Source organism: Streptomyces lichenis (assembly GCF_023218175.1).
GTDB lineage: Bacteria > Actinomycetota > Actinomycetes > Streptomycetales > Streptomycetaceae > Streptomyces > Streptomyces lichenis.
Genome location: NZ_JALPTH010000009.1, coordinates 12,683 through 38,074 on the forward strand (window position 1 = coordinate 12,683; position 25,392 = coordinate 38,074).

The window sequence follows — 25,392 nt, forward strand, 5'->3', positions numbered from 1 at the left end:
TGCGCGGAAGGGAGAGCGGAGGACGGCGGATACGCCGAGGTCGCTGCAACAGTGCGCACTCCGCCTGACGCGGGTGTGCGACACGGTGTCTCGGACCTCAGACGAGCAACGTCCTTCTCCAATCGGCGACAACAGGACCGAGGAAGAAGTTACGCGTGTCCCGGGAACGCGGCAATCGATTTGATCGTGCGGCGGGTGGCAGTGCGTCCCGCTCGGGAGGCGGACCGCCCTCAGCAGGCGTCGCGCAGCAGCTGACGCAGATCGTGCTCCAGGTCCAGGAAGCGGTGCTCGTCGCCGGCCGGGACCAGATGCCGGGTGCGCCGCAGGAAGCGCCGCAGCTCCGCGGTGCGGACATGGAGGACGGCGACGCCCTCGGGGGCGTGCAGCTCCACCACCGTACGGTCGTAGCCGAAGGGCGCCACCCGCACGTCACCGAGGCCGGCCGGCTGGTCCACCCCGTCGGCCAGCAGCTCCCGGCCGAACGCCCAGACCGCCTCCACACCCTCCAGGGTGGCCGGCGCGGGGAAGGCCATCCGCACCGCGAACGGGTCCTCGGAGTCGTAGCGCAGTGTCGCGGGGACGGTGTCCATACGCGGTGCGGGGGCGACGAGTCGCGCCTGGACGGCCTGCTCGATGACGGTGGACACAGCCGGCTCCCTCGTGCGCGCTGGTGCGGCGTTACGCCTCCCTGACAAAGGGAAGGACGACGAACGCGAGCGGCACGTGCACTCTTCCCCGCTGTGAACTGTGTCACTGGCCTCCGCGTCACGGGTGCGGCCGAGGTCTTTCCCGGCAATCGCGGTCACGGCGGCTACGGCGGTCGCGCGGCCCGGGTGCAGCCGTCCGGGGCCGGTTGTCAGAGGCGGGCCGTAGGGTGGCGCCATCATGACGATCATCGAGAAGCCCGCCGACTGGCCCCGCAGCGAGGCCGAGGCCCTGGCCGTGCAGAACGCGCTGCGCGACCGGGTCGTGCTCGGCGAAGTGGGCCCGCCGCCGGGCACCGGCCTGGTCACCGGGGTGGACGTGGCCTACGACGACGACCGGGACCTGGTCGCCGCCGCCGCGGTGGTGCTCGACGCCGCGACGCTCACCGTGGTGGAGGAGGCGACCGCGATCGGCCGGGTCGCCTTCCCGTACATACCCGGGCTGCTCGCCTTCCGCGAGATACCCGCGGTGCTCGCCGCGCTGGGCCGTCTGGAGTCCGGACCGGGCCTGGTGGTGTGCGACGGGTACGGGCAGGCCCATCCGCGCCGCTTCGGCCTCGCCAGCCACCTCGGCGTGCTCACCGACCTGCCGGTGATCGGCGTGGCGAAGAACCCGTTCACCTTCCGCTACGAGCAGCCGGGCCAGGAGCGCGGTGCCGCGAGCTCGCTCCTGGCGGAGGACGAGGAGGTGGGCCGCGCCCTGCGCACCCAGCCCGGGGTGAAGCCGGTCTTCGTCTCGGTGGGCCACCGGGTCGGCCTGGGGCAGGCCTGCGCCCAGGTGCTGCACCTGGCGCCGCGCTTCCGGCTGCCGGAGACCACCCGGCACGCCGACGCGCTGTGCCGCCGCGCCCTGAAGGAGGCGGTGGCCGGCTGACGGAAGGGGCAGGGCGGGCCCGTGACAGCCGGGCGGCGCTCGTGCACCATGACCGCCATGGACACGCCCGCCGCGGGCTGGATCGTCATCGCCGCCCACGGGAACCGGGGCCGCCTCCACCCGATGGCGGCCGCCCGCGCCTGACTGCGTGACCGCGGCATCGACCGGATGCCGTTCGGGCCGGACGAGATCGGCTGGGACCACTCCTGCGGTACCGGCCCCGACGGCCACTGGCACGGCTGGTTCCGGGGCCGCGTCCGGATCGGCGCGCTGCGGCGGCTCGGGCTCCATCCCGGTCAGCCCACCGCCGAAGTCACCGCTCCGACCCCGCCCGGCTGGTGGCACGCCGCCGCCGAACGCGCCGCCCGCCGGACCGATAGCCGAGCCGACCCCGTCCTTCGGCGACGTCTCAGCGCACGTCCACCGTGCGGAACCGCACCCCCGCCTTGACCAGCCGGTCGATCAGCGCGTCACCCATCGCGGCGGCCGAGGTGGTCTGCCCGGCGGTCTCCGGCAGCGGGTCGAAGGCGAGGCAGAGCGCCGACTCGGCGAGCATCTTCGCCGTCTCGTCATAGCCCGGGTCGCCGCCCGACACCTCGGTGAACACCCGGTGCCCACCGCCCTGCCCGACGAACCGCACCGAGAACCAGCTCCGGCCCCGGCGCTCCTCGTCCGGGCCGCTGCCCGCCTGGTAGCGGTCCATCAGCCACCTGCGCGCCTGGGGGACCTGGACGAGCGCCAGCAGCGCTCCGGCCGCCACCGTCGAGCCGAGGGCCACCGGCAGCGAGGCCACCCCCGCGTAGTGCCGGTAGCGGAAGTCCGGGCCGTAGCGCGGCAGCGCGGCCGCCGACCGGGCCACCACCGCCGCGTCCAGCGTCGGCAGCGGCAGCGCCCACAGTCCCGTCTCCCGGCTGAACCGCGGCGGCCCCAGCGGACCGCGGGCCCGGCGCCCCACCGGCGGCGGCTCCACCGACCTGCGCTCCCGGGCCGCCCGCAGGGTGTGCCCGCCGCGGCCCATCGCGGTGAGCGCGGAGGCCAACGTGCCACCGGAGAACGCCGCGTTCGCCCGCACGAAGCCGTCCACCCGCAGCGGTACGCCCTCCGGCAGCTGCTTCACCGTGTGGTAGGCGCCCAGGTCGTGCGGCACCGAGTCGAAGCCGCAGGCGTGGATCAGCCGCGCCCCGCTCTCCCGGGCCCGCTCGTGGTGGCGGACGTAGGTCCGGTCCACGAACTCCGGCTCGCCGGTGAGGTCCACATAGTCGGTGCCCGCCTCCGCGCAGGCCGCGACCAGGCCTTCCCCGTACCAGACGTACGGCCCGACGGTCGTCGCCACCACCCGCGCCGAACGCGCCAGTTCGCGCAGGGTCGCGTCGTCGGCGGAGTCCGCCCGCAGCAGCGGCAGCTCCGCGCAGCCGGGGTGGTCGGCGGCCAGCCGCTCCCGCAGCCGCTCCAGCTTGCCGGTGCTCCGTCCGGCGAGCGCCCAGCGGCAGTCCGCCGGGGCGTGCGCGGCGAGATAGCGGGCGGTCAGCTCGCCGACGAAGCCGGTCGCGCCGAACAGCACCAGGTCATACGCCCGTTCCGTGCCGTGCGTTGAGTCCATCAGCCCTCCGTACGTGGATGGTGCGGGTCCGCGCCGCGCGGGCCCCGGGCGCCGCGCCGGCCGTCGACCGCCCGGCGCGGGCACGCCGAGGCTAACGCGACACCCCCGTGTGTGGCGTGGTTGCGCCACGTACCGGCCAAGGGCTTGTGCCGGGTGGAACCTGTTCTTAACATCTTCACTGTTACAGCAGTTGTGTCACATCAGTCGGCGCCGCGACGGGCCGCGAACAGAGGCAGGTGACCGCAGCCCGATGACAGCCGAATCCGCGACGACGCAATCCAACGGCCCGCTCGGCGGAGTGCGGGTGGTCGAGCTGGCCGGCATCGGCCCCGGTCCGTTCGCGGCGATGCTGCTGGCCGACCTCGGTGCCGACGTGGTGCGGGTGGACCGCCCCGGCGGGGCCGGGATCGGCATCGACCCGGCCCGGGACCTCACCAACCGCAACAAGCGCTCGGTGTTGGTCGACCTCAAGGCGCCCGACGGCCCGGCCCGGGTGCTGGACCTGGCCGAGCGCGCGGACATCCTCATCGAGGGGTACCGGCCGGGCGTCGCCGAGCGCCTGGGCGTCGGCCCCGAGCCCTGCCTGGCCCGCAACCCCCGGCTGGTGTACGGGCGGATGACCGGCTGGGGGCAGGACGGCCCGCTCGCCCCGCGCGCCGGCCACGACATCGGGTACATCGCGGTCAGCGGCACCCTCTCCATGGTCGGCCGCGCCGACCAGCCGCCGACCGTCCCGGTCAACCTCCTCGGCGACTACGCGGGCGGCTCGCTCTACCTGGTCGCCGGCGTCCTCGCCGCCCTGCACCACGCCCGCACCGAGCACGGCACCGGCCAGGTGGTGGACGCCGCGGTCGCCGACGGGGCCGCCCACCTCGCCACCATGCTGCACGGCATGCTCGCCGCCGGCGCCTGGCAGGACCGGCGCGGGGCCAACCTCCTCGACGGCGGCTGCCCGTTCTACGGCGCCTATGAGACCTCCGACGGGCGGTACATGGCCGTCGGCGCCCTGGAGCAGCGGTTCTACGAGGAGTTCGCCCGGCTCCTCGGCCTCGGCGAGGCCGCCGCCCTGCGGGACGACCTCGGTCGCTGGGACGAGCTGCGCGAGGCCGTCGCCGCCCGCTTCCGCACCCGCAGCCGCGCCGAGTGGACGGCCGTCTTCGAGTCCACCGACGCCTGCGTGGCCCCCGTCCTGTCGATGACCGAGGCCCCCGCCCACCCCCACCTGGCGGCCCGCGGCACCTATCTGGAGCACTCCGGTATCACCCAGCCCGCCCCGGCGCCCCGCTTCTCCGCCACCCCAGGGGCCGTCACCCGCCCACCCGCCGTGCCCGGCGCCCACACCGCCGAGGTGGCCCGCGACTGGGATCTGCCCGCCCGCCCCCAGCCCACCGAATCCGTCCCCGGCACCGCAGCCACCCACGGGGCCGCGTCCCCCCTCCCCGACACCGCTCCCGACAGGAGGCCCCGGTGAAGCGCCAGTTGTTCACCCCCGAGCACGACGCGTTCCGCGAGACGGTCCGCACCTTCCTCGCCAAGGAGGTCGCACCCCACTACGAGAGCTGGGAGAAGGACGGCATCGTCCCCCGGGAGGCCTGGCTCGCGGCCGGCCGGCAGGGCCTGCTGGGCATGGCCGTCCCCGAGGAGTACGGAGGCGGCGGCATCCCGGACTTCCGCTACAGCGCCGTCCTCGCCGAGGAGTTCACCCGCGCCGGCGCGCCCGGCCTCGCCCTCGGCCTGCACAACGACATCATCGGCCCCTATCTGACCGGTCTCGCCACCGAGGAGCAGAAGCGCCGCTGGCTGCCCGGCTTCTGCACCGGCGAGATCATCACCGCCATCGCCATGACCGAGCCCGGCGCGGGCTCCGACCTCCAGGCCATCCGCACCACCGCCGAGGACCGCGGCGACCACTGGCTGCTCAACGGTTCCAAGACCTTCATCTCCAACGGCATCCTCGCCGACCTGGTGATCGTCGTCGCCAGGACCACCCCCGAGGGCGGCGCGCACGGACTGTCGCTGCTCGTCGTGGAGCGCGGCATGGCCGGCTTCGAACGCGGCCGCAACCTCGACAAGATCGGCCAGAAGTCGCAGGACACCGCCGAGCTCTTCTTCCATGACGTCCGCGTCCCCAAGGACAACCTGCTCGGCGAGCTGAACGGCGCCTTCATCCATCTGATGACCAACCTCGCCCAGGAGCGGATGGCCATCGCCGTCGCCGCCATCGCCGGCGCCGAGCACCTGCTGGAGATCACCAAGGAGTACGTGCTGGGCCGCGAGGCCTTCGGCCGGCCGCTGGCCAAGCTCCAGCACATCCGCTTCGAGATCGCCGAGATGGCCACCGAGTGCGCCGTCACCCGCGCGTTCCTGGACCGCTGCATCACCGAGCACGCCCAGGGGACACTGGACGCGGTGCACGCCTCGATGGCCAAGTGGTGGTCCACCGAACTGCAGAAGCGCACCGCCGACCGCTGCCTCCAGCTGCACGGCGGATACGGCTACATGGCCGAGTACCCGGTCGCCCGGGCCTTCACCGACGGCCGCATCCAGACCATCTACGGCGGCACGACCGAGATCATGAAGGAGATCATCGGCCGTTCCCTGCTGGACAACCCCTCCCGAAAGGCGTGACCCCCGTGAGCACCGAAGCGTACGTCTACGACGCGGTCCGCACCCCGCGCGGACGCGGCAAGGCCAACGGCTCCCTGCACGGCACCAAGCCGATCGACCTGGTCGTCGGCCTCATCCGCGAGCTCCGCGACCGCTTCCCCGGGCTCGACCCGGCCGCCGTGGACGACATCGTCCTCGGGGTGGTCGGCCCGGTCGGCGACCAGGGCTCCGACATCGCCCGGATCGCCGCCATCGCCGCCGGACTGCCCGACACCGTCGCCGGCGTCCAGGAGAACCGCTTCTGTGCCTCCGGCCTGGAGGCGGTCAACATGGCCGCGATGAAGGTCCGCTCCGGCTGGGAGGACCTGGTCCTGGCCGGCGGCGTGGAGTCCATGTCCCGGGTGCCGATGGCCTCCGACGGCGGCGCCTGGTTCAACGACCCGATGACCAACCTCGACACCCACTTCGTCCCCCAGGGCATCGGCGCCGACCTGATCGCCACCATCGAGGGCTTCAGCCGCCGCGATGTCGACGAGTACGCCGCGCTCTCCCAGGAGCGGGCCGCCGCCGCCTGGAAGGACGGCCGCTTCGACCGCTCCGTGGTCCCGGTCCGCGACCGCTCCGGACTCACCGTCCTGGACCGCGACGAGCACCTGCGCCCCGGTACCACCGCCGACTCCCTGGCCGGGCTCAAGCCCTCCTTCGCCGACATCGGCGACCTCGGCGGCTTCGACGCGGTCGCCCTCCAGCGCTACCACTGGGTCGAGAGGATCGACCACGTCCACCACGCCGGGAACTCCTCCGGCATCGTGGACGGCGCCGCGCTCGTCGCCGTCGGCTCCCGGGAGGTCGGCGAGCGCTACGGACTCACCCCGCGCGCCCGGATCGTCTCCGCCGCGGTCTCCGGCTCCGAGCCGACCATCATGCTCACCGGCCCCGCCCCCGCCACCCGCAAGGCGCTCGCCAAGGCCGGGCTGACCATCGACGACATCGACCTGGTCGAGATCAACGAGGCCTTCGCCGCCGTGGTGCTGCGCTTCGCCAAGGACATGGGCCTCTCCCTCGACAAGATCAACGTCAACGGCGGCGCGATCGCCCTCGGCCACCCCCTCGGCGCCACCGGCGCGATGATCCTCGGCACCCTCGTGGACGAGCTGGAGCGCCAGGACAAGCGGTACGGCCTCGCCACCCTCTGCGTCGGCGGCGGTATGGGCATCGCCACCGTCGTCGAGCGCCTCTGACCGCCCCGTCCGCACCCCTCACGGAGAAGCAGCCATGACCGAGAGCACCACCATCCGCTGGGAGCAGGACGAGACCGGCGTCGTCACCCTCGTCCTGGACGACCCCGCCCAGTCCGCGAACACCATGAACCAGGCGTTCCGCGACTCCCTCACCGCCGTCGCCGACCGCGCCGAGGCCGAGCGGGACTCCATCCGCGGCATCGTCTACACCTCCGCCAAGAAGACCTTCTTCGCCGGCGGCGACCTCAAGGACATGATCAAGGCCGGCCCAGCCGACGCCCGGCGCGTCTTCGACGGCGGTATGGCGATCAAGGACGCCCTGCGCCGTATCGAGACCCTCGGCAAGCCCGTCGTCGCCGCGATCAACGGCGCGGCCCTCGGCGGCGGTTACGAGATCGCCCTCGCCAGCCACCACCGGATCGCCCTGGACGCCCCCGGCTCCAAGATCGGCCTGCCCGAGGTCACCCTCGGCCTGCTGCCCGGCGGAGGCGGCGTGACCCGCACGGTACGCCTGATGGGCATCGCCGACGCCCTGCTGAAGGTCCTCCTCCAGGGCACCCAGTACACCCCCCGGCGCGCCCTGGACAACGGTCTGGTCCACGAGCTGGCCGCCACTCCCGAGGAGATGCTCGCCCAGGCGCGCGCCTTCATCGACGCCCACCCCGAGTCCCGGCAGCCCTGGGACGTCCCCGGCTACAAGATCCCCGGCGGCACCCCCTCGCATCCCAAGTTCGCCGCCAACCTCCCCGCCTTCCCGGCCAATCTGCTCAAGCAGACCGGCGGCGCCCCCTACCCGGCCCCGCGCAACATCCTGGCCGCCGCCGTCGAGGGCTCCCAGGTCGACTTCGCCACCGCCCAGACCATCGAGTCCCGGTACTTCACCGAGCTGGTCACCGGCCAGACCGCGAAGAACATGACCCAGGCGTTCTTCTTCGACCTCCAGGCCGTCAACGCCGGCCGCAGCCGCCCCCAGGGCACCGAACCCCGCAAGGTCACCAAGGTCGCGGTCCTCGGCGCCGGGATGATGGGCGCCGGGATCGCCTACTCCTGCGCCAAGGCCGGCATCGAGGTCGTCCTCAAGGACGTCTCCGCCGAGGCCGCCGAGAAGGGCAAGGCCTACTCCACCCGCCTCCTGGACAAGGCCCTCTCCCGGGGCCGCACCACCGAGGCCGCCCGCGACGAGCTGCTGGCCCGGATCACCCCCACCGCCGACCCGGCCGACCTGGCCGGCTGCGACGCCGTGATCGAGGCGGTCTTCGAGGACACCGCCCTCAAGCACAAGGTGTTCCAGGAGATCCAGGACGTCGTCGCCCCCGACGCGCTCCTCTGCTCCAACACCTCCACCCTCCCCATCACCCTCCTCGCCGAAGGCGTCGAGCGCCCCGCCGACTTCGTCGGCCTCCACTTCTTCTCACCCGTCGACAAGATGCCGCTGGTCGAGATCATCCGCGGCGAGCGCACCGGCGACGAGGCCCTGGCCCGCGCCTTCGACCTGGTCCGCCAGATCCGCAAGACCCCCATCGTGGTCAACGACTCCCGGGGCTTCTTCACCTCCCGGGTGATCGGCCAGTTCATCAACGAGGGTGTCGCCATGGTCGGCGAGGGCGTGGAGCCCGCCTCCGTCGAACAGGCCGCCGCGCAGGCCGGCTACCCGGCGAAGGTCCTCTCCCTGATGGACGAGCTGACCCTCACCCTCCCGCGCAAGATCCGCGACGAGACCCGGCGCGCCATCGAGGAGTCCGGCGGCGTCTGGCCCGGCCACCCGGCGGACGAGGTCATCGATCGGATGGTCGACGAGTTCGGCCGCCCCGGCCGCAGTGGAGGCGGCGGCTTCTACGAGTACGGCGAGGACGGCCGCCGCACCCGCCTCTGGCCCGGACTGCGCGAGCACTTCACCAAGCCGGACGTCTCCATCCCCTTCGAGGACATGCAGGAGCGCATGCTCTTCGCCGAGGCCGTCGACAGCGTCCGCTGCCTGGACGAGAACGTCCTCACCTCGGTCGCCGACGCCAACATCGGCTCCATCATGGGCATCGGCTTCCCCGCCTGGACCGGCGGCGTCCTCCAGTACATCAACGGCTACGACGGCGGCCTGCCCGGCTTCGTCGCCCGCGCCCGCGAGCTGGCCGCCCTCTACGGCGAGCGCTTCCAGCCCCCGGCGTCCCTCGTCGAGAAGGCCGAGCGCGGCGAGACCTACCACGACTGAGGCGCACGGCCCCGGCCACCTCGTGTGGCCGGGGCCGCGCAGTGGGGGGTGAGGAGTGGCCCGTCCGTCAGTCCACGTCTCCGTAGGCCGTGCCGACCTTCAGCGAGTCGACCCGGTTGACGATCTCGCTCGTGGTGTTCCCGCGGTCGTAGGCGCCCCACTTGGGCTCGTTGGCCGAGTCCCAGGTGCGTCCGCTGAAGCGGGTGGAGCCGTTGCTGAACGTCTGCTTGGCACCGTTGTAGTACAGCTCCACCCACCCGGAGGAAGCGGAGCTGGAGGTGTGGATGCCGATGGCCACCCGGTTCCAGTCGAAGGCGGTCACCGGCTTGGACCAGATGTACTTCCAGTCCTGCCCCGGCCCGGCGTAGACGAGGTTGACCTTGCCCTTGCCCACGGTCATCAGCAGCGGGTAGTTCTGCTGGGCGTTCGGATACGACTTCCACTGCCAGGGCACCCAGTCCGTACTGCTCGGCACCACCGAGAACTTCTGCTCCCAACCGAGCCAGTACGTCTGGTTGTTGGCGAAGGCGTAGCGAGAACCGCCCACCTTGATCCCACGTGACTCGCACCGATAGGTGCCGACCGACTTGCTGTACCGGAACACCGTGCCGTGCCCGTCCGTCTGGGCGGCGGTGACCAGACTGCCCGGCGACGAGCACTCGACGTTGCCGAAGACCCCGGTGCCCTTGGCGGCATCACCGTCCCAGACCATGGCGGCCTGCGCGGACAGCGGGTTGACCAACGCCACCACGCCCGCCGCGGCGGCGGAAGCGCCGATCAGCAGGGGAGTGCGGCGGCGCGTTGTGCGACCATGCGTCGGCATGGGGGCCTCCTTGTGGGGGAGGGCCGGGGGTAAGCGGGATGTGCTTCCCAGCCCAGCCGAGTTTCTAGCAGTGATCGACCGATCGCTCAATACTTCGATCGACATGACCTTCACCCTCTTCCTGATCGCATTTCGATCAGAAAGAGGGTGCGGCACCCTCCCCACCCCGGCCGACCAGTGCGGTCGCACCCCGACGCGTGGCGACCTCGCGCGTGCTTGCAGTACACCCCCACCGTGCTCGCCGCATTAGTTGAGTAGTGGCTACCCAATGCTGGGAGGTGTCGCCGATGAGAGAGATGCAAGGAGGACGGTTGCGGGTGGAGCAGGGCCCGTACCCGCTCCGGAGCCGGCACCGACGACTGCGCGGCCGAGGCGTACTCGTCGCAGGAGACCGCGCCAGTGTCTTTTCGATCAATAGCTGATCGAAAGGGCGAAATTACGTGAACGATTGACGCGTTCGATCGAACGTACTAGAAACGACCGCGCTGGAGCCCCGCCGGCTCTCCCCCCACGCGCCAGGAGCTAGGTCAACATGCCTCGGCTCAACGTGAAAACACAGTCCCTCCTCGCGGCGTCAGCAGCAGCCGCACTGCTGGCCACCGCCTCGCCCGCCCATGCCTCCGTGATCTGGAATGGTGACGCGGCCCTCGGCACCAAGGTCTTCGGCACCACGCTGTGCGACTCCCCAGGCAGCGTCACGGTCGGCAACTGGAACGACGGCCACGGCAGCTTCTTCAAGTTCAACAAGCCCGCGGGCTCGACTTCGCGCTGCAAGGGGCACAACGTCCGTATGCCCAGCGGCGCGGAGTACGCCTGGCAGAACAACAAGACGTACTGGTTCGGCTGGGACTCGATGACCAAGACTGAGGACACCGGCTGCGTCTTCCAGTGGAAGTCCAACGGGACCAACGACCAGCACAGTCAGAACTACCCCGTGCTGATGAAGGTCGAGGGCGGCACGCTCAAGGCCTGGTACGTGGCCACCGGCGAAGAGTGGATCCCCATCGGCAGCACCCCGTGGATCGCAGGGGAGTGGCACTCCATCCAGCTCGGCATCACCACCAGCTCCTCCGGCGGCGGGACTCTGGACATCTATAAGGACGGCGTCAGGTTCGCCTCCCGCTCCAACGCCCGCACCTGGGACAACCTGGGCAACAAGCCTCGATGGGGCACCTACTTCGGAACCGACAACACCAAGGCGTCCATCAACTGGATCGCCGGACTGAAGCTGGGCACCACACGAGCCGACGTCCTGTAGGCGGCGGCTCCACCCCGGTCGTCCTTGCCGAAGGCGTCAACGGCTTGATGCCCTAGCCTCCGGCCTCGGCTGCGCGTACGGCGGCGAGCGCCTGCCGTACCAGCGGGCCGAAGTCCTCGCCGTTGCCGGTGCCGATCCACTGGTCGTAGGCCACCTCCCAGACGAGGGTGCCCAGTTGGGCGGCCACGCGCGCGTTCAGGGTCGGCACTCCGCGGCGGTGGAGGGCCTCGGCCATCGAGGCGGTGAGGTCGAGCCTCTTCAGGGCTTCGCGTTCCCGCAGTTCCGGATGGGCGTTCAGTACGGCCTGGCGCCGGCCGCTGAACTCGCGGCGGTCGGCGGTGAAGAACGTCCGGCCGAGCGCGTCGAGGGCGTCCGCCACCGTGTCGAGCGGCCCGGCGTCCGGCGGCGCCGAGGCGATTCCCTCGGCAAGCAGACCGGTCACCGTGCCCTTGTCGAACAACACCTCGCGCTTGTCCGGGAAGTGGCGGAAGAAGGTGCTCTTGGTGAGCCCCGCGCGTTCCGCGATCTCGATCACGGTCGTGTTCTCGTAGCCGCGCTCCTCGAAGAGGTCGAGGGCGGCGGCGGCGAGTCGTCCGGGTGCGTCCGGTTGCCAGCGAACCATGGGAGCAGTGTACGGGACTTGGTCCCATCACTGGTGTACGGTCCATGAGACCAAGTCCCATCACTGGCCAAGAGAGGTCATCGATGAGTAGAGCTGTCCGTTATGGGTGATTCGGCGGGCCCGAAGTCCTCGAACTGCAGGAGATACCCGAGCCGCACGCCGCGCCGGACGAGGTCCGCGTCCGGGTCACGGCCGCCGGGCTGAACCCGATGGATTGGCAGATCACCACCCAGCCCGACATGGCGGCGCGGTTCGGCATCACCCTGCCCGCCGGGTTCGGCAGCGACTTCGCCGGAGTGGTGGACGAGGTGGGCGCCGAAGCCACCGGGTTCGCGGCCGGCGACCGGGTGTACGGGGCCGCGATCGGCCGGTCCATCGCCGATTTCGTGCTGGTCAAGACCCCTGCGGCACACCTGTGGCACACCCCGGAGGGCATCGGCGACAAGGTGGCGGCCACGCTTCCGGTGTCCGGTCTGACGGCCTCCGCCGCGCTCGCCGCGATCGGACTGCGTACCGGGGACACCGTCCTGATCGGCGGAGCGGCGGGCGGCGTGGGCATCTACGCCGTGCAGTTGGCGAAGCTCGCGGGCGCCCGGGTGCTCGGCACCGCCTCCGAGGGCACATTCGGATTCCTGCGCGGGCTCGGCGCCGAACCCGTGGCGTACGGCCCCGGCCTGGCGGACCGGGTGCGGGCCCTGGCCCCCCAGGGGATCACCGCCGCGACCGACCTGTACGGAAGGGAGGCCGCCGAGACCGCTCTCGGCCTCGGCGTGGCACCCGAGCGGATCTCCGTCGTGGCCGACGGCCCCGCCCCACCGCCCGGGGTGCGCAGGGCGGGCGCCCTCGACGCGGGCCCGGACGCCCTGGAACGGATCGCCGACGCGATCAGCTCCGGCGCGATCGAGGTGCCGATCGCGGCGACCCTCCCGGTCGAGCGGATTCGCGAAGCCGTGACGACCCAAGCCGAGAGGCATGTTCACGGCAAGATCGTGATCACCCTGTGAATCGGCAGCCCGGTGCGGCCACTTGCATAGGGTGCGGTCTTCCCGCGAGGTGAGTGAGGGCCGACCGGTCATCGTACGATCCGGTCGGCCCCGCCCACGGGAAGGTGGCCCCGCCTACCCGGCCGCCAGCGCCAGGAACGCGCTCCACTGGTCGTGGCCGACCCGCAGCACCGGTCCGTTTCCGGTGGTCTTGGAGTCGCGGACGTGGACGGTGGTGGAGCTGGTGGCGATCTCGACGCAGTCGCCGCCGCCTGATCCGCTGTAGCTGCTCTTGAACCAGCTCAGTCCGTCCATGTTGTCGGCCACCTGCTCCATGCTCATGTCTCTCCCACCATCCGTTCGATGAGCCGGGCTGACTCCACGACGTTCAGCGCCTTCGAACGCAGCTTGCCATACCGCATTCCGAAGGCGCTGACCTCTGAGGGATCTTGGATCACGAACCCGATGTCCTGCGACTCGATGTACCCGAGGTGCTGGTGGGCCTTCGACTCCATCACCACGAACGCGCCGTTCTTCCCGCAGTGAAATCCACTCGCGGCCGGCATGACCTGCACCTCTACGTTCCGGCGCCTGCCCACCTGGAGGAGGTGCCGCCACTGGTCGCGCATGACGTCCATGTCGGCGACCGGGTCGCGGAGCGCCTCCTCGGCGATGATGAAGGACAGTTCCGCCATCGGCGCCCGGGTCAGCAGCTTCTGCCGGCTCAACCGCCCCTCGGTGTGCTGGTCGATGATCTCCTCGTCCAGCGGCGGGCAGTGGCCCGCGAAGACCGCCCGCGCGTACGCCTCCGTCTGTAGCAGTCCGGGCACCAGCAGCGGGTCGTACGAGAAGCGGCTCAGCGCCTCGGCCTCGATGAGCGCGAAGTTGCGGAAGAACTTCGGCAGCTTGGCGCGGTCCACCTCGTCCTGGAGGACCAGCAGCACGCCCCGCGCCTTCAGCGTCCGGTCCGCCGCGATGGTGAACGCCTCCTTGGCCGGGCGCCGGCCCTGCTCGACCGAGGCCACCAGGTCCACGGAGTAGCCGATGGCGTCCCCGAGCCGCGGCTGGCTCAAGCCCGCCAGCTTGCGCAGGTGCTGCAGCAGCTTGCCGTAGGACGACCAGGCCCCCGGCACCTCCGTTGCTCCCGCCCCCGACGTGGCCGTCTTTCCCTTCGCCGTACGGCCGTTCCTGGCATTCGCCACCGCACTCACCCCTTTCGGTCCCTGGCCGGCCCGCACCGGGCCAACCCGTCCGCTCGCTCGCCCATGGTCAACGGCCGCGCCCCGGAAAGCGGTACGGCGAGGGACCCGTACAAGACCCGTACAACCGCGTCCGGGGAGGCCCCCGGAGGCGTACACCGGCCCTGGTGTACGGGCATAAGACCTGGTCAGAGGCAGGGTGACGGGGGCAGGCTCGGCGTTGTGACCTCACACCAGAGCATCGATCAGCGGCCCGTGCCGCAGCCGGCGGCGCCGGGCCGCCATCTGACCATGCTGTTCAGCAGCACCCGGCGCGGGGCACGGCTGGCCCGGCGGCTGGCCGTGCAGCAGTTCACCGAGTGGACCGGGCTGCCGCACGGGTCGGACGCCGCACGGGCCGTCGCCCAGATCACGGGCGAGTTGGCGTCCAACGCAGTCACCCACGGGCGGCTGCCGGGGCGGGACTTCCGGCTCCGTCTGTCCCTCGCTCAGCGGCGTCTGCGGATCGAGGTGACGGACGCCCGGCCGGAGCGGGCGCCGCGCAGGCCGGTCGCGGCCGGCCTGGAGGAGGGCGGCCGGGGGCTGCTCATGGTCGCCGCCTACGCCGAGGACTGGGGGTGGGAGGTGCGCGACCGCCTCACCAAGACCGTGTGGGCGGAGGTGGCCGCATCGTCACTCGTCCCGGAAGGCCGACCGCAGCTCGTCCTTGAGGGAGCGTTGGAAGGCGGTGACCAGGGCCTGCACCACCAGGGGCTGCATATGGGCGGACAGTGACTTCATCGCGGCCAGATGCTCCGGGTCGCCCTCCCGCTCCCGGTAGGGGCCCCACACCTCGTCGCGGAACAGCCGGGTCAGCTCCTGGGCGGCCGAGCGGGTGTGCTCCACCAGCACGGTACGGGCGGCGAGAATGGTCTCGTGCGCTATCGGCACATCCAGCAGCCGCGCCCCCAGCCGCAGCAGCCCCAGGTCGACCCGGAACACGTCCGTCTCCTCGGTCCGGGCCAGCACCTCCATGGCGACCAGCCGGTCCACGTCCTCCGCCGACAGTTCGCGCCCGAGTCGCCGCTCCAGCTCCGTCCGGCCGGCGTCCTCTGCCGCGTCCGGCGCCCAGGTGGCCACCAGGGCCCGGTGGATGGCCAGATCGTCGGCGCTGAGGTCCGGCGGCAGCTGCTCCAGATACCGTTCGATCGCCGACAGCGTCATACCCTGCTGCTGCAACTCCTCGATGAGCGCCAGCCGGGCCAGGTGCTCGGGCCCGTACCTGCCCACCCGGCGCGGCCCGATCACCGGCGGCGGGAGCAGCCCCCGGGTGCTGTAGAAGCGGATGGTCCGTACCGTGATCCCGGCCCGAGCGGCCAGCTCGTCGACGGTCAGCATCGGCTGCGTCGGCTGTCCCTCGGTTTCGGTCGCCATGGTCGGGCCTCTCTTCCGGCTCTACGGCAATAACGGCACTGCGGCACTGCGGCTCTAGGGCTCTACGGGTGGAACATTATTGCTGTCTCACCAGGAGTGTGAAAGACGGGTGCTCCATCCATCGCACGGGGGTGCTCAGACCCACGACCCCAGCTTCTCGGGGTTGCGCACCGCCCAGATCCGGGTGACCCGGCCGCCGGAGCCGGAGAAGGCCGCCACCGTCACCGTCACCCCGTCGCGCTGGGCCACCAGCCCCGGCTGACCGTTGACCGTGCGCTCCAGCAGGGTCAGCCCGGCGGTCTTCTCGGCGAAGTGGACCATGTACCGGGCGATCCGCTCGCCGCCCTCCACCGGGCGGAGCGCGGCGCCGACCACACCGCCACCGTCGGCGGTCATCGTGGCGTCGGGAGCGAGGAGGGAGACCAGGGCCTCGATGTCCCGGGCCTCCCAGGCCTGCCGGAAGTCCCGCACCAGGTCGGCGTCCTGTCCGGACGACGGGGTCCGCGCGGCGCGCACCCGGCGCCGTGCCGACGACGCCAGCTCGCGGCAGGCTCCCGGCGACCGGTCGAGGATCCCGGCCACCTCGGCGAAGGGGTAGCGGAAGACGTCGTGCAGCACCAGCGCCACCCGCTCGGCCGGGGTCATCGACTCCAGGACCACCAGGAAGGCCATGTGCACCGACTCGTCCAGGGTGACCTGGTCGGCGGGATCGACCACCCGCCTCGTCCACTCCGTGCGGTCGGGCAGCGGCTCGGGCACCCAGGCGCCGACGTAGCGCTCGCGCCGGACGCGCGCCGAGCCGAGCACGTCCAGGCAGATCCGGGTGGCCACCGTCGTCAGCCAGCCGCCCGGCGAGGCGATGGCCTCGCGCTGCCGCGCCGGCAAGCCGTACCAGCGGGCGTAGGTCTCCTGCACGGCGTCCTCGGCCTCGGCCAGCGACCCGAGCAACCGGTAGGCGAGGTTGGTCAGATGCCGCCGTTCGCCGAGGACCGCGCTCGCCTCCGTGGTCACGATGACCGCCCCCCTGACGTTTTCCCGACCCGTGTCGTCGGAGTAGCGCAACCGTATCCGCGATCCGCTGACACGAGGCAGCAGAGAGGGGCACACACCATGGCCGTCCAGACGACGCAGACCCCCCGCACCACGACACCCACGACGCCCACGACCCCCATCACCTTCCTCAGGGTCGCGGTCGCGCTCCAGACCGGCACCCTCTTCCTCCAGGCCGTCAGCGCCGGGCTGCTGCTGACCGCGCACCACGGCGAGGTGCTGCACAGCGTCGGCGCGCGGGTGACGTACGCGGCGACGATGCTGTACGTGCTCGCCGCGGTCCTGGCCTGGAAGCCGGGCGGGGGCTCGCCCCGGCCCATCGCCTACGCCACGGGGTTCCTGGTCCTCTCCTCGGCGCAGGTGGTGCTGGGCATCGCCCACATACCGTCGGTCCATGTCCCGCTCGGCGTCCTGACCTTCGGCCTGAGCCTGCTGGTACTGGCACGTCCCCGGTCCGCAGGGCCGGAGTGAGCGGGACGCTGCCAGGTCACCCGCGCTCGCGCTCCCGGAGGTACGCGTCCAGCTCGGCGGCCCCGGTCAGCATCGCCCGGCCCCGGGCGGACAGCCGGCCGTGCCAGTCGCGCAGGGCGCCCTCCAGCGGAGCGAGCCCGCCGGCCGCCCGTACCTGGGCGATCAGCGGGGCGATCTGCTCCAGCAGATGGCCGCCCCGTCGGAGCTGGTGCACCAGCCGGGCGTCCCGCACATCGGCCTCGTCGTAGACGCGGTACCCGGTCCGCGGGTCGCGCCTCGGCCGCACCAGCCCGGCACGCTCCCACATGCGCAGCGTCGCCGGCACGATCCCGAGCCGTTCGGCCAGCGGCCCGATGAACATGCCGCCGGGATCAGGCCAGGTGTCGGGCCGGGGCGCCACCGGGGCGGCCTCCAGCTCGCGCAACGCCCGCTCCACCGCCTGGAGGGTCCGCCGGTCGTCGCGCAGCTGCGCGTGGCTCTCGTCCAGCAGGTGGAACACCTCGCCCTCCGGACCCGAGTGCACCGCCCGCATGATCGACGTCGCCCCCGGGTGCCCATGGCCCGGCACCAGGGCGAGGAAGGTGCCCAGCGCCCGGTCGTGCAACGGCGTGTAGGTGCGGTAGCCGTGCTCCGTGCGCTCGGCGACCGGCAGAATCCCGGCCTCCTCGTAGTTCCGGACGGCCTGGGTGGACAGACCGTGCCCGCGCGCCAGATCGACCGGCCTCAGTCGCTCACGTGTTTGAGGCTTTCGCTTCGCCAGTGCCCCCATTACCTGCCCATTTCGACGCGGAAGTCTCCACCGTGAGTTCAACGATAGCGTTGAGGGCATGGCCCTCGACATCGCACCGACCGTCCATGCCCTCGACGCCGCCGCCGTCCTGGGGCTGCTCCCCGCCCGCCCCCGGCTGCTCGCCCTGGGGGAGCCCACCCATGGCGAGGACCTGCTGCTCGACGTGCGCAACGCGCTCTTCCACCAACTCGTGGAGCGGGAGGGCTACCGCACCATCGCGATCGAGAGCGACTGCCTGGCGGGCCTGGTCGTCGACGAGTACGTCACCTCCGGCGCGGGCGGCCTGGACGAGGTCATGGAGCGCGGTTTCAGCCATGGCTTCGGCGCCTCCGCCGCCAACCGCGAACTGGTGCGCCGGCTCCGGGAGGACAACGCCGACCGGCCCGCCGCCGAGCAGGTCCGCTTCGCCGGCTTCGACGGTCCGCTGGAGATGACCGGGGCCCAGAGCCCCCGAGCGGCCCTCACCGCGCTGCACGGCTACCTGGCGGCCCGGGTGGAGCCGGACGGCCTGCTGCCCTGCACCGCGGAGACGCTCGACCGGCTGCTCGGCGCCGACGACCGGTGGACCGAGCCCGCCGCCATGATGGACCCCGCCCGCTCCACGGGGCGGTCCGCCGAGGCCCGGGAGCTGCGGCTGCTCGCCGACGACCTGGTGGCGCTGCTCGACGCGGAGACGCCCCGGCTGATCGCGGCGACCTCGCGCGAGGAGTGGGACCGGGCCCGCCTGTACGGGCGTACCGCCCTCGGCCTGCTCCGCTACCACTTCTGGATGGCCGACACCTCACCCGCCCGCCTCACGCGGCTGGTCGGCCTGCGGGACCAGATGATGGCCGACAACCTCCTCGCCCTCGCCGAACGCGGGCCGGTACTGGTGCACGCCCACAACGCCCACCTCCAGCGGGACAGGAGCTCGATGCGTCTGGGCGAGCTGCGCCTGGAGTGGTGGAGCGCCGGCGCGCTGGTGAGCGCCCGGCTGGGTGAGGCGTACGCCTTCCTGGCCACCGACCTCGGCACCATCCGGCACCGGGGAGTGGACGCCCCGCCGCCGGACACGCTCCAGGGCATGCTGCACGCCCTCCCCGAGGACCGCTGCCTGGTGGACACCGCCCGCCTCGCCGCCCTCCTCGGCGAGGAGCGGCCTGCCGCCCGCGTCTCCCCCTACTACGGCTACGCCCCGCTCGACCCGGCCCGGCTCACCGCGTACGACGGCCTGGTCTTCATCAAGGACATGCCCTCGCCCGCATAGGCCGCGGGCGCCGCCGCCGTGCGGAGGGCGGGTGGCTGGGCCATCCTGGCAGCTATGAGCAGGTCACCCGACGGCCCGGTGCTCGCGTTGCGGGTGGTGGCGCAGGAGGCCAGGGCCCATCGGGAACGGGCGGGGATGACCGCCGCCGACGCGGCTCGGCGCCTCGGTGTGCACACGGTGACCGTCCTGCGGCTGGAGCGCGGCCGCGCCGTTCCCCGGGCCGACCTGCTGGAACGCCTGATGAAGGTGTACGGGGCCGAACCGCGGCAGACCGCCGGGCTGCTGGAGCAGCTGGAGCGGGCGCGGCGGCCCGGCTGGTGGAAGGGGTACGGAGATCTGGTGCCCCGCCGTCTGGAGGGCCTGCTGCGCCTGGAGAGCGAGGCCGCGCTCAGCCGCGTCTACGCCCCCGCCCTGGTGCCCGAGCCGCTGCGCACCCCGGGCTACGCGCGCCAGCTGCTGGCCCTGCGCCATCCCACGGCGGACGAGGCCGAGCTGGACCGCCGCCTGGAGCTGCTGCTGGCCCGGCAGCGGCACCGCGGCGGGCGGCTGTGGGTGCTGCTGGAGGAGGCCGTCCTGGACCGCGCCTCCGCGCACAGCGAGGCCGTGGACGAGCAGCGCCGGGCGCTGGCCCGCTACGCCGCCGAGCCCGGCCTGGACGGGGTGACCCTCCAGTGGATCGGCGCCGACGCCGCACCGCATCCCCTGCTGCTGAACGGCCAGGTGGACCTGGTGCGCCACCCGCACCGGCTCGTCCCCGACCATCTGGTGCTGCGTGTCCTGGACGCGGTGACGGTGACCGACACCCCGGAGCGGGTCGACGCCTACGCGACGGCGATGGACGTCGCCGCCCAGCGGGCCCACGAGCCCGGCACCCCGCTCCCGCGGCTGCGGTTCCTGTGAGGTGACCCGCGGCCGCTTCAGGGCTTGCGCGCCACCGCTCCGTACATGGCGATGGCCCGGTCGTCCACACCGTCCTGCTCGGGCCCGGGCCGCCACTTGTGGACCTGGACGACACCGGGCTCGACCAGTTCCAGCCCGTCGAAGAAGGAGGTCGCGGTCGGCAGGTCCCGCAGGGTCATGGGCATGTTCTGCTGGGCGTACTCCTCGGCCACCCGCCCGACCTCCTCGGGCGCGAAGTCGGCGGTGCCGATGGTCAGCGCCAGGAAGCTGCCCGAGGGCAGGGGGTCCAGCAGCCGCCGTACCAGGTCCTGGTCGCCCGGCGGGGCGATGAAGTGCAGCATGCCGATGATCGTCAGGCCGACCGGCTCGTCCAGGTCCAGCAGGGAGCGGAACTGCGGGCTGTCCAGGATCGCGTCCGGGTCGTTCATGTCGGCGTCGACGTAGGCGGTCGCCCCCTGCGGCGAGCTCAGCAGCAGCGCCCGGGCGTGCGCCAGCACGATGGGGTCGTTGTCCACGTAGACCACATGGGACTCCGGCGCCACCTCCTGCACCACCTCGTGCAGATTGGGCGCGGTGGGCAGACCGGTGCCGATGTCCAGGAACTGGCGGACGCCCTGCTCCCGGGCGAGGTAGCGCACGGCGCGGTGCATGAACCGCCGGTTCTCCCGCATGTGCACCGGCAGCGCCGGCCAGTGCCGGCACATCGCGTCGCCCGCCTCGGCGTCCACGAGGTAGTGGTCCTTGCCGCCCAGGATGTAGTCGTACACCCGTGCGGAGTGCGCGGTGGTGGTGTCGATCCGATCGCGTGCGTCGTCCATGAACCGCTCCGTCGTCGCCCGGCAGTGCCTGCCACGACGCTATAGCAGAAGGCCGGGCTCTTCGAACGGTGCCGACCGGCCGGGTTCGGCGGCCGCCTCTGCGCGGGAAACCCCGCGACGCACCGCACCGCCATCGGCTACCGTCCCCGTGGTCACCGAGCAGGCCCTGCCGCCGGCGCGGGCCGCGGCGAACGGGGGAGCCGGACGATGGACCAGGACGCCGTACGAGCCCTGTACGACGAGCAGCTGCGCCGCGAGGCCCGGCCGGACGGACCCGGCGCGACCGTGGAGCGGGTCGGGGACGTGGTGCGCCAGACCGGGCCGGCGCACGCGTGGAACGGGGTGCTCTGGTCCCGGCTGGAGGCGCACACCGCCGACCGCGCCATCCGCGAGCAGCTGGAGCACTACACCGCCCTCGGCCTCGGCTTCGAGTGGAAGCACTACGACCACGACGGGCCCGCCGACCTCGCCGCCCGGCTGGCCGCCGCCGGGCTGACCGCCGAGGAGCCGGAGACCCTGCTGGTCGCCGAGACCGGAGGCGTCGGCACCGCCGCCCGTCCGCCCGAGGGCGTGGAGCTCCACCCGGTCACCGACCCGGCCGGGGTGGAGCTGGTGGCCCGGGTCCACGCGGAGGCGTTCGGCACCGACGCCTCCGACCTGCGCCGCCGGATGCTGGACCGGCTCGCCGCCCACCCGGGCACCACCGCCGCGGTGGTCGCCCTCGCCGGCGGGCGCCCGGTCTCCTCGGCCCGGCTGGAGCTGACCCCCGGGACCGCGTTCGCCGGACTCTGGGGCGGCGGCACCGTCCCGGGGTGGCGGGGCAGGGGCGTCTACCGGGCGCTGGTCGCCCACCGGGCGCGGATCGCCGCCGAGCAGGGCTACCGCTACCTCCAGGTCGACGCCACCGGGATGAGCCGCCCGATCCTCGAACGCCTCGGCTTCGTCCGGCTCGCCACCACCACCCCGTACGTCCACACCCCCGGCCGCTAGCGGGCCGAGCCCACCACCGGGTAGTGGTCGGACAGATTGGTGTACGTGTACGAGGTGCCCCAACTCGACACCGTCCAGGGCGCCGTGGACTCCTTCACCACCTCGTTGGCCCATGTCGCCGGACGGGCGTGGCCCGCGCGGTGCAGCACGTGGTCCAGGTCCTCACGGGGGTCGTCCGGGTAGCGCTCGGAGGCGATCGAGTTGTCCCGGGTGTCGAAGGAGTACGGGTGCCCGGTACGGCTGTCCTCGCCCACCAGGCCCGCGTCGGCGAGCATCGAGGCGTACTCGGCGCTGTGCCGGTCCACGTTGTAGTCCCCGGCCACCAGCACCTGCTCGGAGGCCGGGATCCGCTTGGCGTCCAGGAAGGCGTCCACCGCCTTGAACTGCCGGCTCCGCACCGCCGCCGCCTCACCCGCCGCACAGCCCGGGTCGGTGGACTGGGCGTGGGTGCCCACCACATGAACCCGGCTGCCGTTCACGTCCAGCACCGCGTACACGAAGCCCTTGTTGGAGTACCAGTCGGCGCCGCAGGCGTCCTTGTAGACGTACTGCTCCTTGCGGACGATCGGCCACTTGCTGAGCACACTCACCCCGCCGTCCTCCGGCGTGGTCGCCGAGTACGAGCCGCCGGTGGCGTCCCAGCCGCTCCTGCTCCGCCCCATCACCGGCGTCTGGTACGGGTACCTGCCGGCCGCGTTGCGCAGCAGCGCGTCCGAGGTGCCGTTGTCGAAGGCCTCCTGGAGCACCACCACATCGTGCCCCTGGAAGAACGGCGCCGCCGGAATCGCCTTCGCCCGGTGCTCCTGGCCCCAGTTCGGGTAGAGCGTCCGGCTGAACAGGAAGGTGTTGTACGTGAGGACGTCCACCGCCGGGGGAGCGGCGGGCGCGGCACTCGCCGCCGGTGCGGACGCCACGGCGGCGGCGGTGAGCGCGGCGGCGAGCACCGCCCCGAAGGCGCGGCGGACGGAGCGGGGCTGGACGGATCGCGGCACGGAGACTCCAGACGGGAGCGGGATGTCGGACCTGGCGGGCCATATCCAAGCAGCCGCGGTTACCTTCCGGTAGCCATCCGGTGCCCCCGACCTTGCGCCCACCGGTCCACTCCGCCAACACCCCGCACCACCGGCGCATACTGGACAGCGGGACACCACCCACCCCACCAGCACCGGAAGGCGCGGAGCGGCGCAGATGACCACCACCCCGGAAGCCTCCTCACCGCACCCGGCCACACCCCGCGCGGACCGGCACCCCGACCCCGAGCCGCCGCCTTCGGGCGGGGTGCTCTGGAGCCTGGTCGGCGACATCCGCAGCCTGCTGATGCTCCCCGCCGCCCTCACCCTCCAGGTGGCCCACCCCGCCGTCGGCGCCGGAGTGGACACCCACTCGGTCTTCCGCACCGACCCCTGGGGCCGCGGCGAACGCTCCCTGCGCTCACTCCAGCTGTGGGTCTACGGCGGAGCCGAGGCCGCGCGCGAGGGCCGCCGGCTGCGCGTACTGCACCGCGCCATCCAGGGCACCGACACCCGCGGCCGCCGCTACCACGCCCTGCGCCCCGGCACCTACGCCTGGGTGCACGCCACGGGTTTCCCGGTCCAGGAGCACGCCTTCCGCTACCTCTTCCGCCCGCTCACCGGCGCCCAGCAGCGGGCGCTGTACGCCGAGTGGCTCCAGGTCGGCCGGATCCTCGGCATCCACGACCGGGACATGCCGCGGACCATCGAGGAGTTCCGCCCCTACTTCCACCGCATGCTCGCCGAGGAGATCGAGGCCACCCCCGTCGTCCGCGAACTCCTCGACCCCGGCGCCCGCGTCCCGCCGCCCGACCGCGGCCCCCGGGCGCTCCGCCTCGCCCTGCGTGCCCTCTGGCCGGTCCTGTCCCCACCCCTGGTCCGCGGCCGGGCCTTCCTCACCGCCGGGCTGATGCCGCCCGAGGCCCGCGCCGCGCTCGGCCTCGACTGGACCGACGCCCAGGAACGGCGGCTGCGCCGCTTCTGCCGGATCGTCCGCCTCACCGTCCCCGCCCTCCCCGAGCGGCTCCGCTACCTCCCGATGGCCCGCGAAGCCAGGCGCCAGGCCCGGGACGAGGCCCGGCAGGAGGCCCGGCGCAGCCCCCCGGCCCCCGGCCGCTGACCCGCCCGCTCACCCCTCCGACGGCCCGGCCAGCCCGCCCCGGGCCACCACCTCCGCGTACCACCGGGCACTGTCCTTCGGCGTACGCCGCTGGGTGGCGAAGTCCACGTGCACGATGCCGAACCGCTTCCCGTAGCCGTACGCCCACTCGAAGTTGTCCAGCAACGACCAGAGGAAGTACCCGCGTACGTCCACCCCGTCCACCAACGCCCGGTGCACCGCCGCCAGATGGGCGTGCAGATAGGCCACCCGCTCCGGATCGTGCACCGCGCCCGACGGGTCCGCGTAGTCGTCGTACGCCGCCCCGTTCTCGGTGATCACCAGCGGCACCTCGGGCAGCTCGTCCCGCAGCCGGGTCAGCAGCTCGTACAGCCCGTCCGCGTCCACCGGCCAGTCCATCGCGGTACGCGGCCCCGGCGCCGGCACGAACCGCACCCGGTCCTCCGCACCCGGCCACGGCGACGGCGACTCCGACGTCCCCGCCCCCACCACCGTGGGGGAGTAGTAGTTGATGCCCAGCGAGTCGATCGGCTCCGAAGCCACCGCCAGGTCCCCGTCCCGGACGAACGACCAGTCCGTCAGCCCCGCCGTGTCCGCCACCAGGTCCTTCGGCAGCCGGCCGTGGAACACCGGGTCCAGGAACACCCGGTTCCCCAGCGCGTCGATCCGCCGCGCCGCGTCCCGGTCCGCCTCCGCCCCGCTCAGCGGCCGGATCGCGTGCAGGTTCAGCGTCAGCGACACCTCCGCCGCCCCGGGCAGCGCCGCCCGCAGCGCCCGCACCGCCAGCCCGTGCCCCAGATTGAAGTGGTGCGCCGCCCGCAGCGCCGCCGCCGGCTCCGTACGACCCGGGGCGTGCACCCCGGACCCGTAGCCCAGGAACGCCGCGCACCACGGCTCGTTCAGGGTCGTCCAGGTGGCCACCCGGTCACCCAGCGCCCCCGCCACCAGCCCCGCGTACTCGGCGAACCGCTCCGCCGTCTCCCGGTGCGGCCAGCCGCCCGCCGCCTCCAGCTCCTGCGGCAGATCCCAGTGGTACAGCGTCGCCACCGGCCGGATCCCCGCCTCCCGCAACTCGTCGGTGAGCCGCCGGTAGAAGTCCAGCCCCTTCCGCACGGCCGGCCCCCGCCCGGTCGGCTGCACCCGCGACCAGGACACCGAGAACCGGTAGTCGCTCACCCCCAGCTCCCGCATCAGCGCCACGTCCTCGCGCATCCGGTGGTAGTGGTCGGCCGCGATGTCCCCGGTGTCGCCGTTGCGGACCTTGCCCGGCGTACGGCTGAAGACGTCCCAGATCGACGGCGTACGGCCGTCCTCGGCCGCCGCCCCCTCGATCTGGTACGCGGCGGTGGCGGTACCCCACCGGAACCCGGCGGGAAACAGCAGCCCGGACTCCACCTGGCCCTGCGGGCGTGCGTCGACGGCGGTCATCGGTACATGGCTCCCAACGGTCGTAAGAAGAGGAAGGAA

At 72.7% G+C, this 25,392-nt stretch carries 25 protein-coding genes; 13 read left to right on the forward strand and 12 right to left on the reverse strand.

Annotation, left to right across the window (positions count from 1 at the left end; translation table 11 throughout):
* Nucleotides 1-230 precede the first annotated feature (230 nt).
* Entirely contained in the window at nucleotides 231-647 is a 417-nt protein-coding gene (ssgD, locus tag M1O15_RS11525) for a spore wall synthesis regulator SsgD (RefSeq protein ID WP_248633518.1), read from the reverse strand.
* A gap of 238 nt (nucleotides 648-885) precedes the next feature.
* Here ssgD and M1O15_RS11530 point away from each other — a divergent pair, with 238 nt between their 5' ends.
* On the forward strand, nucleotides 886-1,578 hold the full coding sequence (locus tag M1O15_RS11530) for an endonuclease V (protein WP_248633520.1): 693 nt from the start codon (nucleotides 886-888) through the stop codon (nucleotides 1,576-1,578).
* 409 nt (nucleotides 1,579-1,987) lie between these two features.
* Here M1O15_RS11530 and M1O15_RS11540 read toward each other — a convergent pair whose 3' ends face one another.
* Nucleotides 1,988-3,178 (reverse strand): saccharopine dehydrogenase family protein, encoded by a 1,191-nt coding sequence (locus M1O15_RS11540; RefSeq protein WP_248633522.1) that lies wholly within the window; start codon nucleotides 3,176-3,178, stop codon nucleotides 1,988-1,990.
* A gap of 250 nt (nucleotides 3,179-3,428) precedes the next feature.
* Here M1O15_RS11540 and M1O15_RS11545 point away from each other — a divergent pair, with 250 nt between their 5' ends.
* The 4 genes from M1O15_RS11545 to M1O15_RS11560 are packed head-to-tail and all read left to right on the forward strand — an operon-like array spanning nucleotide 3,429 to nucleotide 9,232.
* Nucleotides 3,429-4,649, forward strand: a complete 1,221-nt coding sequence (locus tag M1O15_RS11545) for a CaiB/BaiF CoA transferase family protein (protein ID WP_248633524.1) — start codon at nucleotides 3,429-3,431, stop codon at nucleotides 4,647-4,649.
* Nucleotides 4,646-5,806 (forward strand): acyl-CoA dehydrogenase family protein, encoded by a 1,161-nt coding sequence (locus M1O15_RS11550; protein ID WP_248633526.1) that lies wholly within the window; start codon nucleotides 4,646-4,648, stop codon nucleotides 5,804-5,806. Before M1O15_RS11545 ends, M1O15_RS11550 begins: the two co-directional genes overlap by 4 nt.
* A gap of 5 nt (nucleotides 5,807-5,811) precedes the next feature.
* Nucleotides 5,812-7,026, forward strand: a complete 1,215-nt coding sequence (locus tag M1O15_RS11555) for an acetyl-CoA C-acetyltransferase (protein ID WP_248633527.1) — start codon at nucleotides 5,812-5,814, stop codon at nucleotides 7,024-7,026.
* A 34-nt stretch (nucleotides 7,027-7,060) separates the two neighbouring features.
* On the forward strand, nucleotides 7,061-9,232 hold the full coding sequence (locus M1O15_RS11560) for a 3-hydroxyacyl-CoA dehydrogenase NAD-binding domain-containing protein (RefSeq protein ID WP_248633529.1): 2,172 nt from the start codon (nucleotides 7,061-7,063) through the stop codon (nucleotides 9,230-9,232).
* 67 nt (nucleotides 9,233-9,299) lie between these two features.
* Here M1O15_RS11560 and M1O15_RS11565 read toward each other — a convergent pair whose 3' ends face one another.
* A complete protein-coding gene (locus tag M1O15_RS11565; protein WP_248633531.1) occupies nucleotides 9,300-10,055 on the reverse strand; it encodes a polysaccharide lyase family protein in 756 nt (251 codons plus the stop codon).
* A gap of 547 nt (nucleotides 10,056-10,602) precedes the next feature.
* On the opposite strand from M1O15_RS11565, the gene M1O15_RS11570 reads away from it, so the two are divergent.
* Nucleotides 10,603-11,313 (forward strand): hypothetical protein, encoded by a 711-nt coding sequence (locus M1O15_RS11570; RefSeq protein WP_248633532.1) that lies wholly within the window; start codon nucleotides 10,603-10,605, stop codon nucleotides 11,311-11,313.
* A gap of 52 nt (nucleotides 11,314-11,365) precedes the next feature.
* Here M1O15_RS11570 and M1O15_RS11575 read toward each other — a convergent pair whose 3' ends face one another.
* Nucleotides 11,366-11,935, reverse strand: coding sequence for a TetR/AcrR family transcriptional regulator (locus tag M1O15_RS11575; protein ID WP_248633533.1), 570 nt, complete (start codon nucleotides 11,933-11,935; stop codon nucleotides 11,366-11,368).
* 134 nt (nucleotides 11,936-12,069) lie between these two features.
* On the opposite strand from M1O15_RS11575, the gene M1O15_RS11580 reads away from it, so the two are divergent.
* Nucleotides 12,070-12,939 carry an NADP-dependent oxidoreductase gene (locus M1O15_RS11580; RefSeq protein WP_248633749.1) on the forward strand — a complete coding sequence of 290 codons (870 nt, stop codon included), beginning with the start codon at nucleotides 12,070-12,072 and terminating at the stop codon, nucleotides 12,937-12,939.
* A 114-nt stretch (nucleotides 12,940-13,053) separates the two neighbouring features.
* On the opposite strand, the gene M1O15_RS11585 is transcribed toward M1O15_RS11580, so the two are convergent.
* Nucleotides 13,054-13,260, reverse strand: a complete 207-nt coding sequence (locus M1O15_RS11585; protein ID WP_248633535.1) for a DUF397 domain-containing protein — start codon at nucleotides 13,258-13,260, stop codon at nucleotides 13,054-13,056.
* Entirely contained in the window at nucleotides 13,257-14,120 is an 864-nt protein-coding gene (locus M1O15_RS11590; RefSeq protein ID WP_248633536.1) for a helix-turn-helix domain-containing protein, read from the reverse strand. The genes M1O15_RS11585 and M1O15_RS11590 overlap by 4 nt, the downstream gene beginning before the upstream one ends.
* Before the next feature lie 219 nt (nucleotides 14,121-14,339).
* On the opposite strand from M1O15_RS11590, the gene M1O15_RS11595 reads away from it, so the two are divergent.
* Nucleotides 14,340-14,891 carry an ATP-binding protein gene (locus tag M1O15_RS11595; RefSeq protein ID WP_248633537.1) on the forward strand — a complete coding sequence of 184 codons (552 nt, stop codon included), beginning with the start codon at nucleotides 14,340-14,342 and terminating at the stop codon, nucleotides 14,889-14,891.
* On the opposite strand, the gene M1O15_RS11600 is transcribed toward M1O15_RS11595, so the two are convergent.
* Nucleotides 14,790-15,530, reverse strand: coding sequence for a MerR family transcriptional regulator (locus M1O15_RS11600; protein ID WP_248633538.1), 741 nt, complete (start codon nucleotides 15,528-15,530; stop codon nucleotides 14,790-14,792). The genes M1O15_RS11595 and M1O15_RS11600 overlap by 102 nt on opposite strands.
* A gap of 135 nt (nucleotides 15,531-15,665) precedes the next feature.
* Nucleotides 15,666-16,541, reverse strand: a complete 876-nt coding sequence (sigJ, locus tag M1O15_RS11605; RefSeq protein ID WP_248633539.1) for an RNA polymerase sigma factor SigJ — start codon at nucleotides 16,539-16,541, stop codon at nucleotides 15,666-15,668.
* A 99-nt stretch (nucleotides 16,542-16,640) separates the two neighbouring features.
* On the opposite strand from sigJ, the gene M1O15_RS11610 reads away from it, so the two are divergent.
* Nucleotides 16,641-17,051 (forward strand): hypothetical protein, encoded by a 411-nt coding sequence (locus tag M1O15_RS11610; protein WP_248633540.1) that lies wholly within the window; start codon nucleotides 16,641-16,643, stop codon nucleotides 17,049-17,051.
* Nucleotides 17,052-17,067: 16 nt separating this feature from the next.
* Here M1O15_RS11610 and M1O15_RS11615 read toward each other — a convergent pair whose 3' ends face one another.
* Complete coding sequence (locus M1O15_RS11615; protein ID WP_248633542.1) at nucleotides 17,068-17,820, reverse strand: TioE family transcriptional regulator; 753 nt, start codon at nucleotides 17,818-17,820, stop codon at nucleotides 17,068-17,070.
* Between the two features lie 58 nt (nucleotides 17,821-17,878).
* Here M1O15_RS11615 and M1O15_RS11620 point away from each other — a divergent pair, with 58 nt between their 5' ends.
* Both M1O15_RS11620 and M1O15_RS11625 read left to right on the forward strand, forming a co-directional pair.
* Nucleotides 17,879-19,087 carry an erythromycin esterase family protein gene (locus M1O15_RS11620; RefSeq protein WP_248633544.1) on the forward strand — a complete coding sequence of 403 codons (1,209 nt, stop codon included), beginning with the start codon at nucleotides 17,879-17,881 and terminating at the stop codon, nucleotides 19,085-19,087.
* A gap of 54 nt (nucleotides 19,088-19,141) precedes the next feature.
* Nucleotides 19,142-19,987, forward strand: a complete 846-nt coding sequence (locus tag M1O15_RS11625) for a Scr1 family TA system antitoxin-like transcriptional regulator (protein ID WP_248633546.1) — start codon at nucleotides 19,142-19,144, stop codon at nucleotides 19,985-19,987.
* A gap of 17 nt (nucleotides 19,988-20,004) precedes the next feature.
* On the opposite strand, the gene M1O15_RS11630 is transcribed toward M1O15_RS11625, so the two are convergent.
* A complete protein-coding gene (locus M1O15_RS11630) occupies nucleotides 20,005-20,805 on the reverse strand; it encodes an SAM-dependent methyltransferase (protein ID WP_248633549.1) in 801 nt (266 codons plus the stop codon).
* Nucleotides 20,806-21,012: 207 nt separating this feature from the next.
* Between M1O15_RS11630 and M1O15_RS11635 the strand changes: the two genes are divergently transcribed.
* The gene (locus tag M1O15_RS11635) at nucleotides 21,013-21,795 is read left to right on the forward strand and encodes a GNAT family N-acetyltransferase (protein ID WP_248633550.1); all 783 of its coding nucleotides are present in this window, start codon (nucleotides 21,013-21,015) and stop codon (nucleotides 21,793-21,795) included.
* Here the strand turns inward: M1O15_RS11635 and sph are convergent.
* The gene (gene sph, locus M1O15_RS11640) at nucleotides 21,792-22,787 is read right to left on the reverse strand and encodes a sphingomyelin phosphodiesterase (protein ID WP_248633551.1); all 996 of its coding nucleotides are present in this window, start codon (nucleotides 22,785-22,787) and stop codon (nucleotides 21,792-21,794) included. The two genes, M1O15_RS11635 and sph, sit on opposite strands and share 4 nt — an antisense overlap.
* Nucleotides 22,788-22,983: 196 nt before the next feature.
* Between sph and M1O15_RS11645 the strand changes: the two genes are divergently transcribed.
* Nucleotides 22,984-23,925 (forward strand): oxygenase MpaB family protein, encoded by a 942-nt coding sequence (locus tag M1O15_RS11645; protein ID WP_248633553.1) that lies wholly within the window; start codon nucleotides 22,984-22,986, stop codon nucleotides 23,923-23,925.
* A 9-nt stretch (nucleotides 23,926-23,934) separates the two neighbouring features.
* On the opposite strand, the gene M1O15_RS11650 is transcribed toward M1O15_RS11645, so the two are convergent.
* Complete coding sequence (locus M1O15_RS11650; RefSeq protein ID WP_248633557.1) at nucleotides 23,935-25,353, reverse strand: GH1 family beta-glucosidase; 1,419 nt, start codon at nucleotides 25,351-25,353, stop codon at nucleotides 23,935-23,937.
* Nucleotides 25,354-25,392 lie beyond the last annotated feature (39 nt).

Bases quoted from the DNA above. Each gene is read 5' to 3' on its own strand.
- M1O15_RS11530 (WP_248633520.1), top strand. From the start codon at position 886: ATGACGATCATCGAGAAGCCCGCCGACTGGCCCCGCAGCGAGGCCGAG.
- M1O15_RS11540 (WP_248633522.1), bottom strand. From the start codon at position 3,178: ATGGACTCAACGCACGGCACGGAACGGGCGTATGACCTGGTGCTGTTC.
- M1O15_RS11545 (WP_248633524.1), top strand. From the start codon at position 3,429: ATGACAGCCGAATCCGCGACGACGCAATCCAACGGCCCGCTCGGCGGA.
- M1O15_RS11560 (WP_248633529.1), top strand. From the start codon at position 7,061: ATGACCGAGAGCACCACCATCCGCTGGGAGCAGGACGAGACCGGCGTC.
- M1O15_RS11565 (WP_248633531.1), bottom strand. From the start codon at position 10,055: ATGCCGACGCATGGTCGCACAACGCGCCGCCGCACTCCCCTGCTGATC.
- M1O15_RS11575 (WP_248633533.1), bottom strand. From the start codon at position 11,935: ATGGTTCGCTGGCAACCGGACGCACCCGGACGACTCGCCGCCGCCGCC.
- M1O15_RS11585 (WP_248633535.1), bottom strand. From the start codon at position 13,260: ATGAGCATGGAGCAGGTGGCCGACAACATGGACGGACTGAGCTGGTTC.
- M1O15_RS11600 (WP_248633538.1), bottom strand. From the start codon at position 15,530: ATGGCGACCGAAACCGAGGGACAGCCGACGCAGCCGATGCTGACCGTC.
- M1O15_RS11610 (WP_248633540.1), top strand. From the start codon at position 16,641: ATGGCCGTCCAGACGACGCAGACCCCCCGCACCACGACACCCACGACG.
- M1O15_RS11615 (WP_248633542.1), bottom strand. From the start codon at position 17,820: ATGGGGGCACTGGCGAAGCGAAAGCCTCAAACACGTGAGCGACTGAGG.
- M1O15_RS11620 (WP_248633544.1), top strand. From the start codon at position 17,879: ATGGCCCTCGACATCGCACCGACCGTCCATGCCCTCGACGCCGCCGCC.
- M1O15_RS11625 (WP_248633546.1), top strand. From the start codon at position 19,142: ATGAGCAGGTCACCCGACGGCCCGGTGCTCGCGTTGCGGGTGGTGGCG.
- M1O15_RS11630 (WP_248633549.1), bottom strand. From the start codon at position 20,805: ATGGACGACGCACGCGATCGGATCGACACCACCACCGCGCACTCCGCA.
- M1O15_RS11635 (WP_248633550.1), top strand. From the start codon at position 21,013: ATGGACCAGGACGCCGTACGAGCCCTGTACGACGAGCAGCTGCGCCGC.
- M1O15_RS11645 (WP_248633553.1), top strand. From the start codon at position 22,984: ATGACCACCACCCCGGAAGCCTCCTCACCGCACCCGGCCACACCCCGC.
- M1O15_RS11650 (WP_248633557.1), bottom strand. From the start codon at position 25,353: ATGACCGCCGTCGACGCACGCCCGCAGGGCCAGGTGGAGTCCGGGCTG.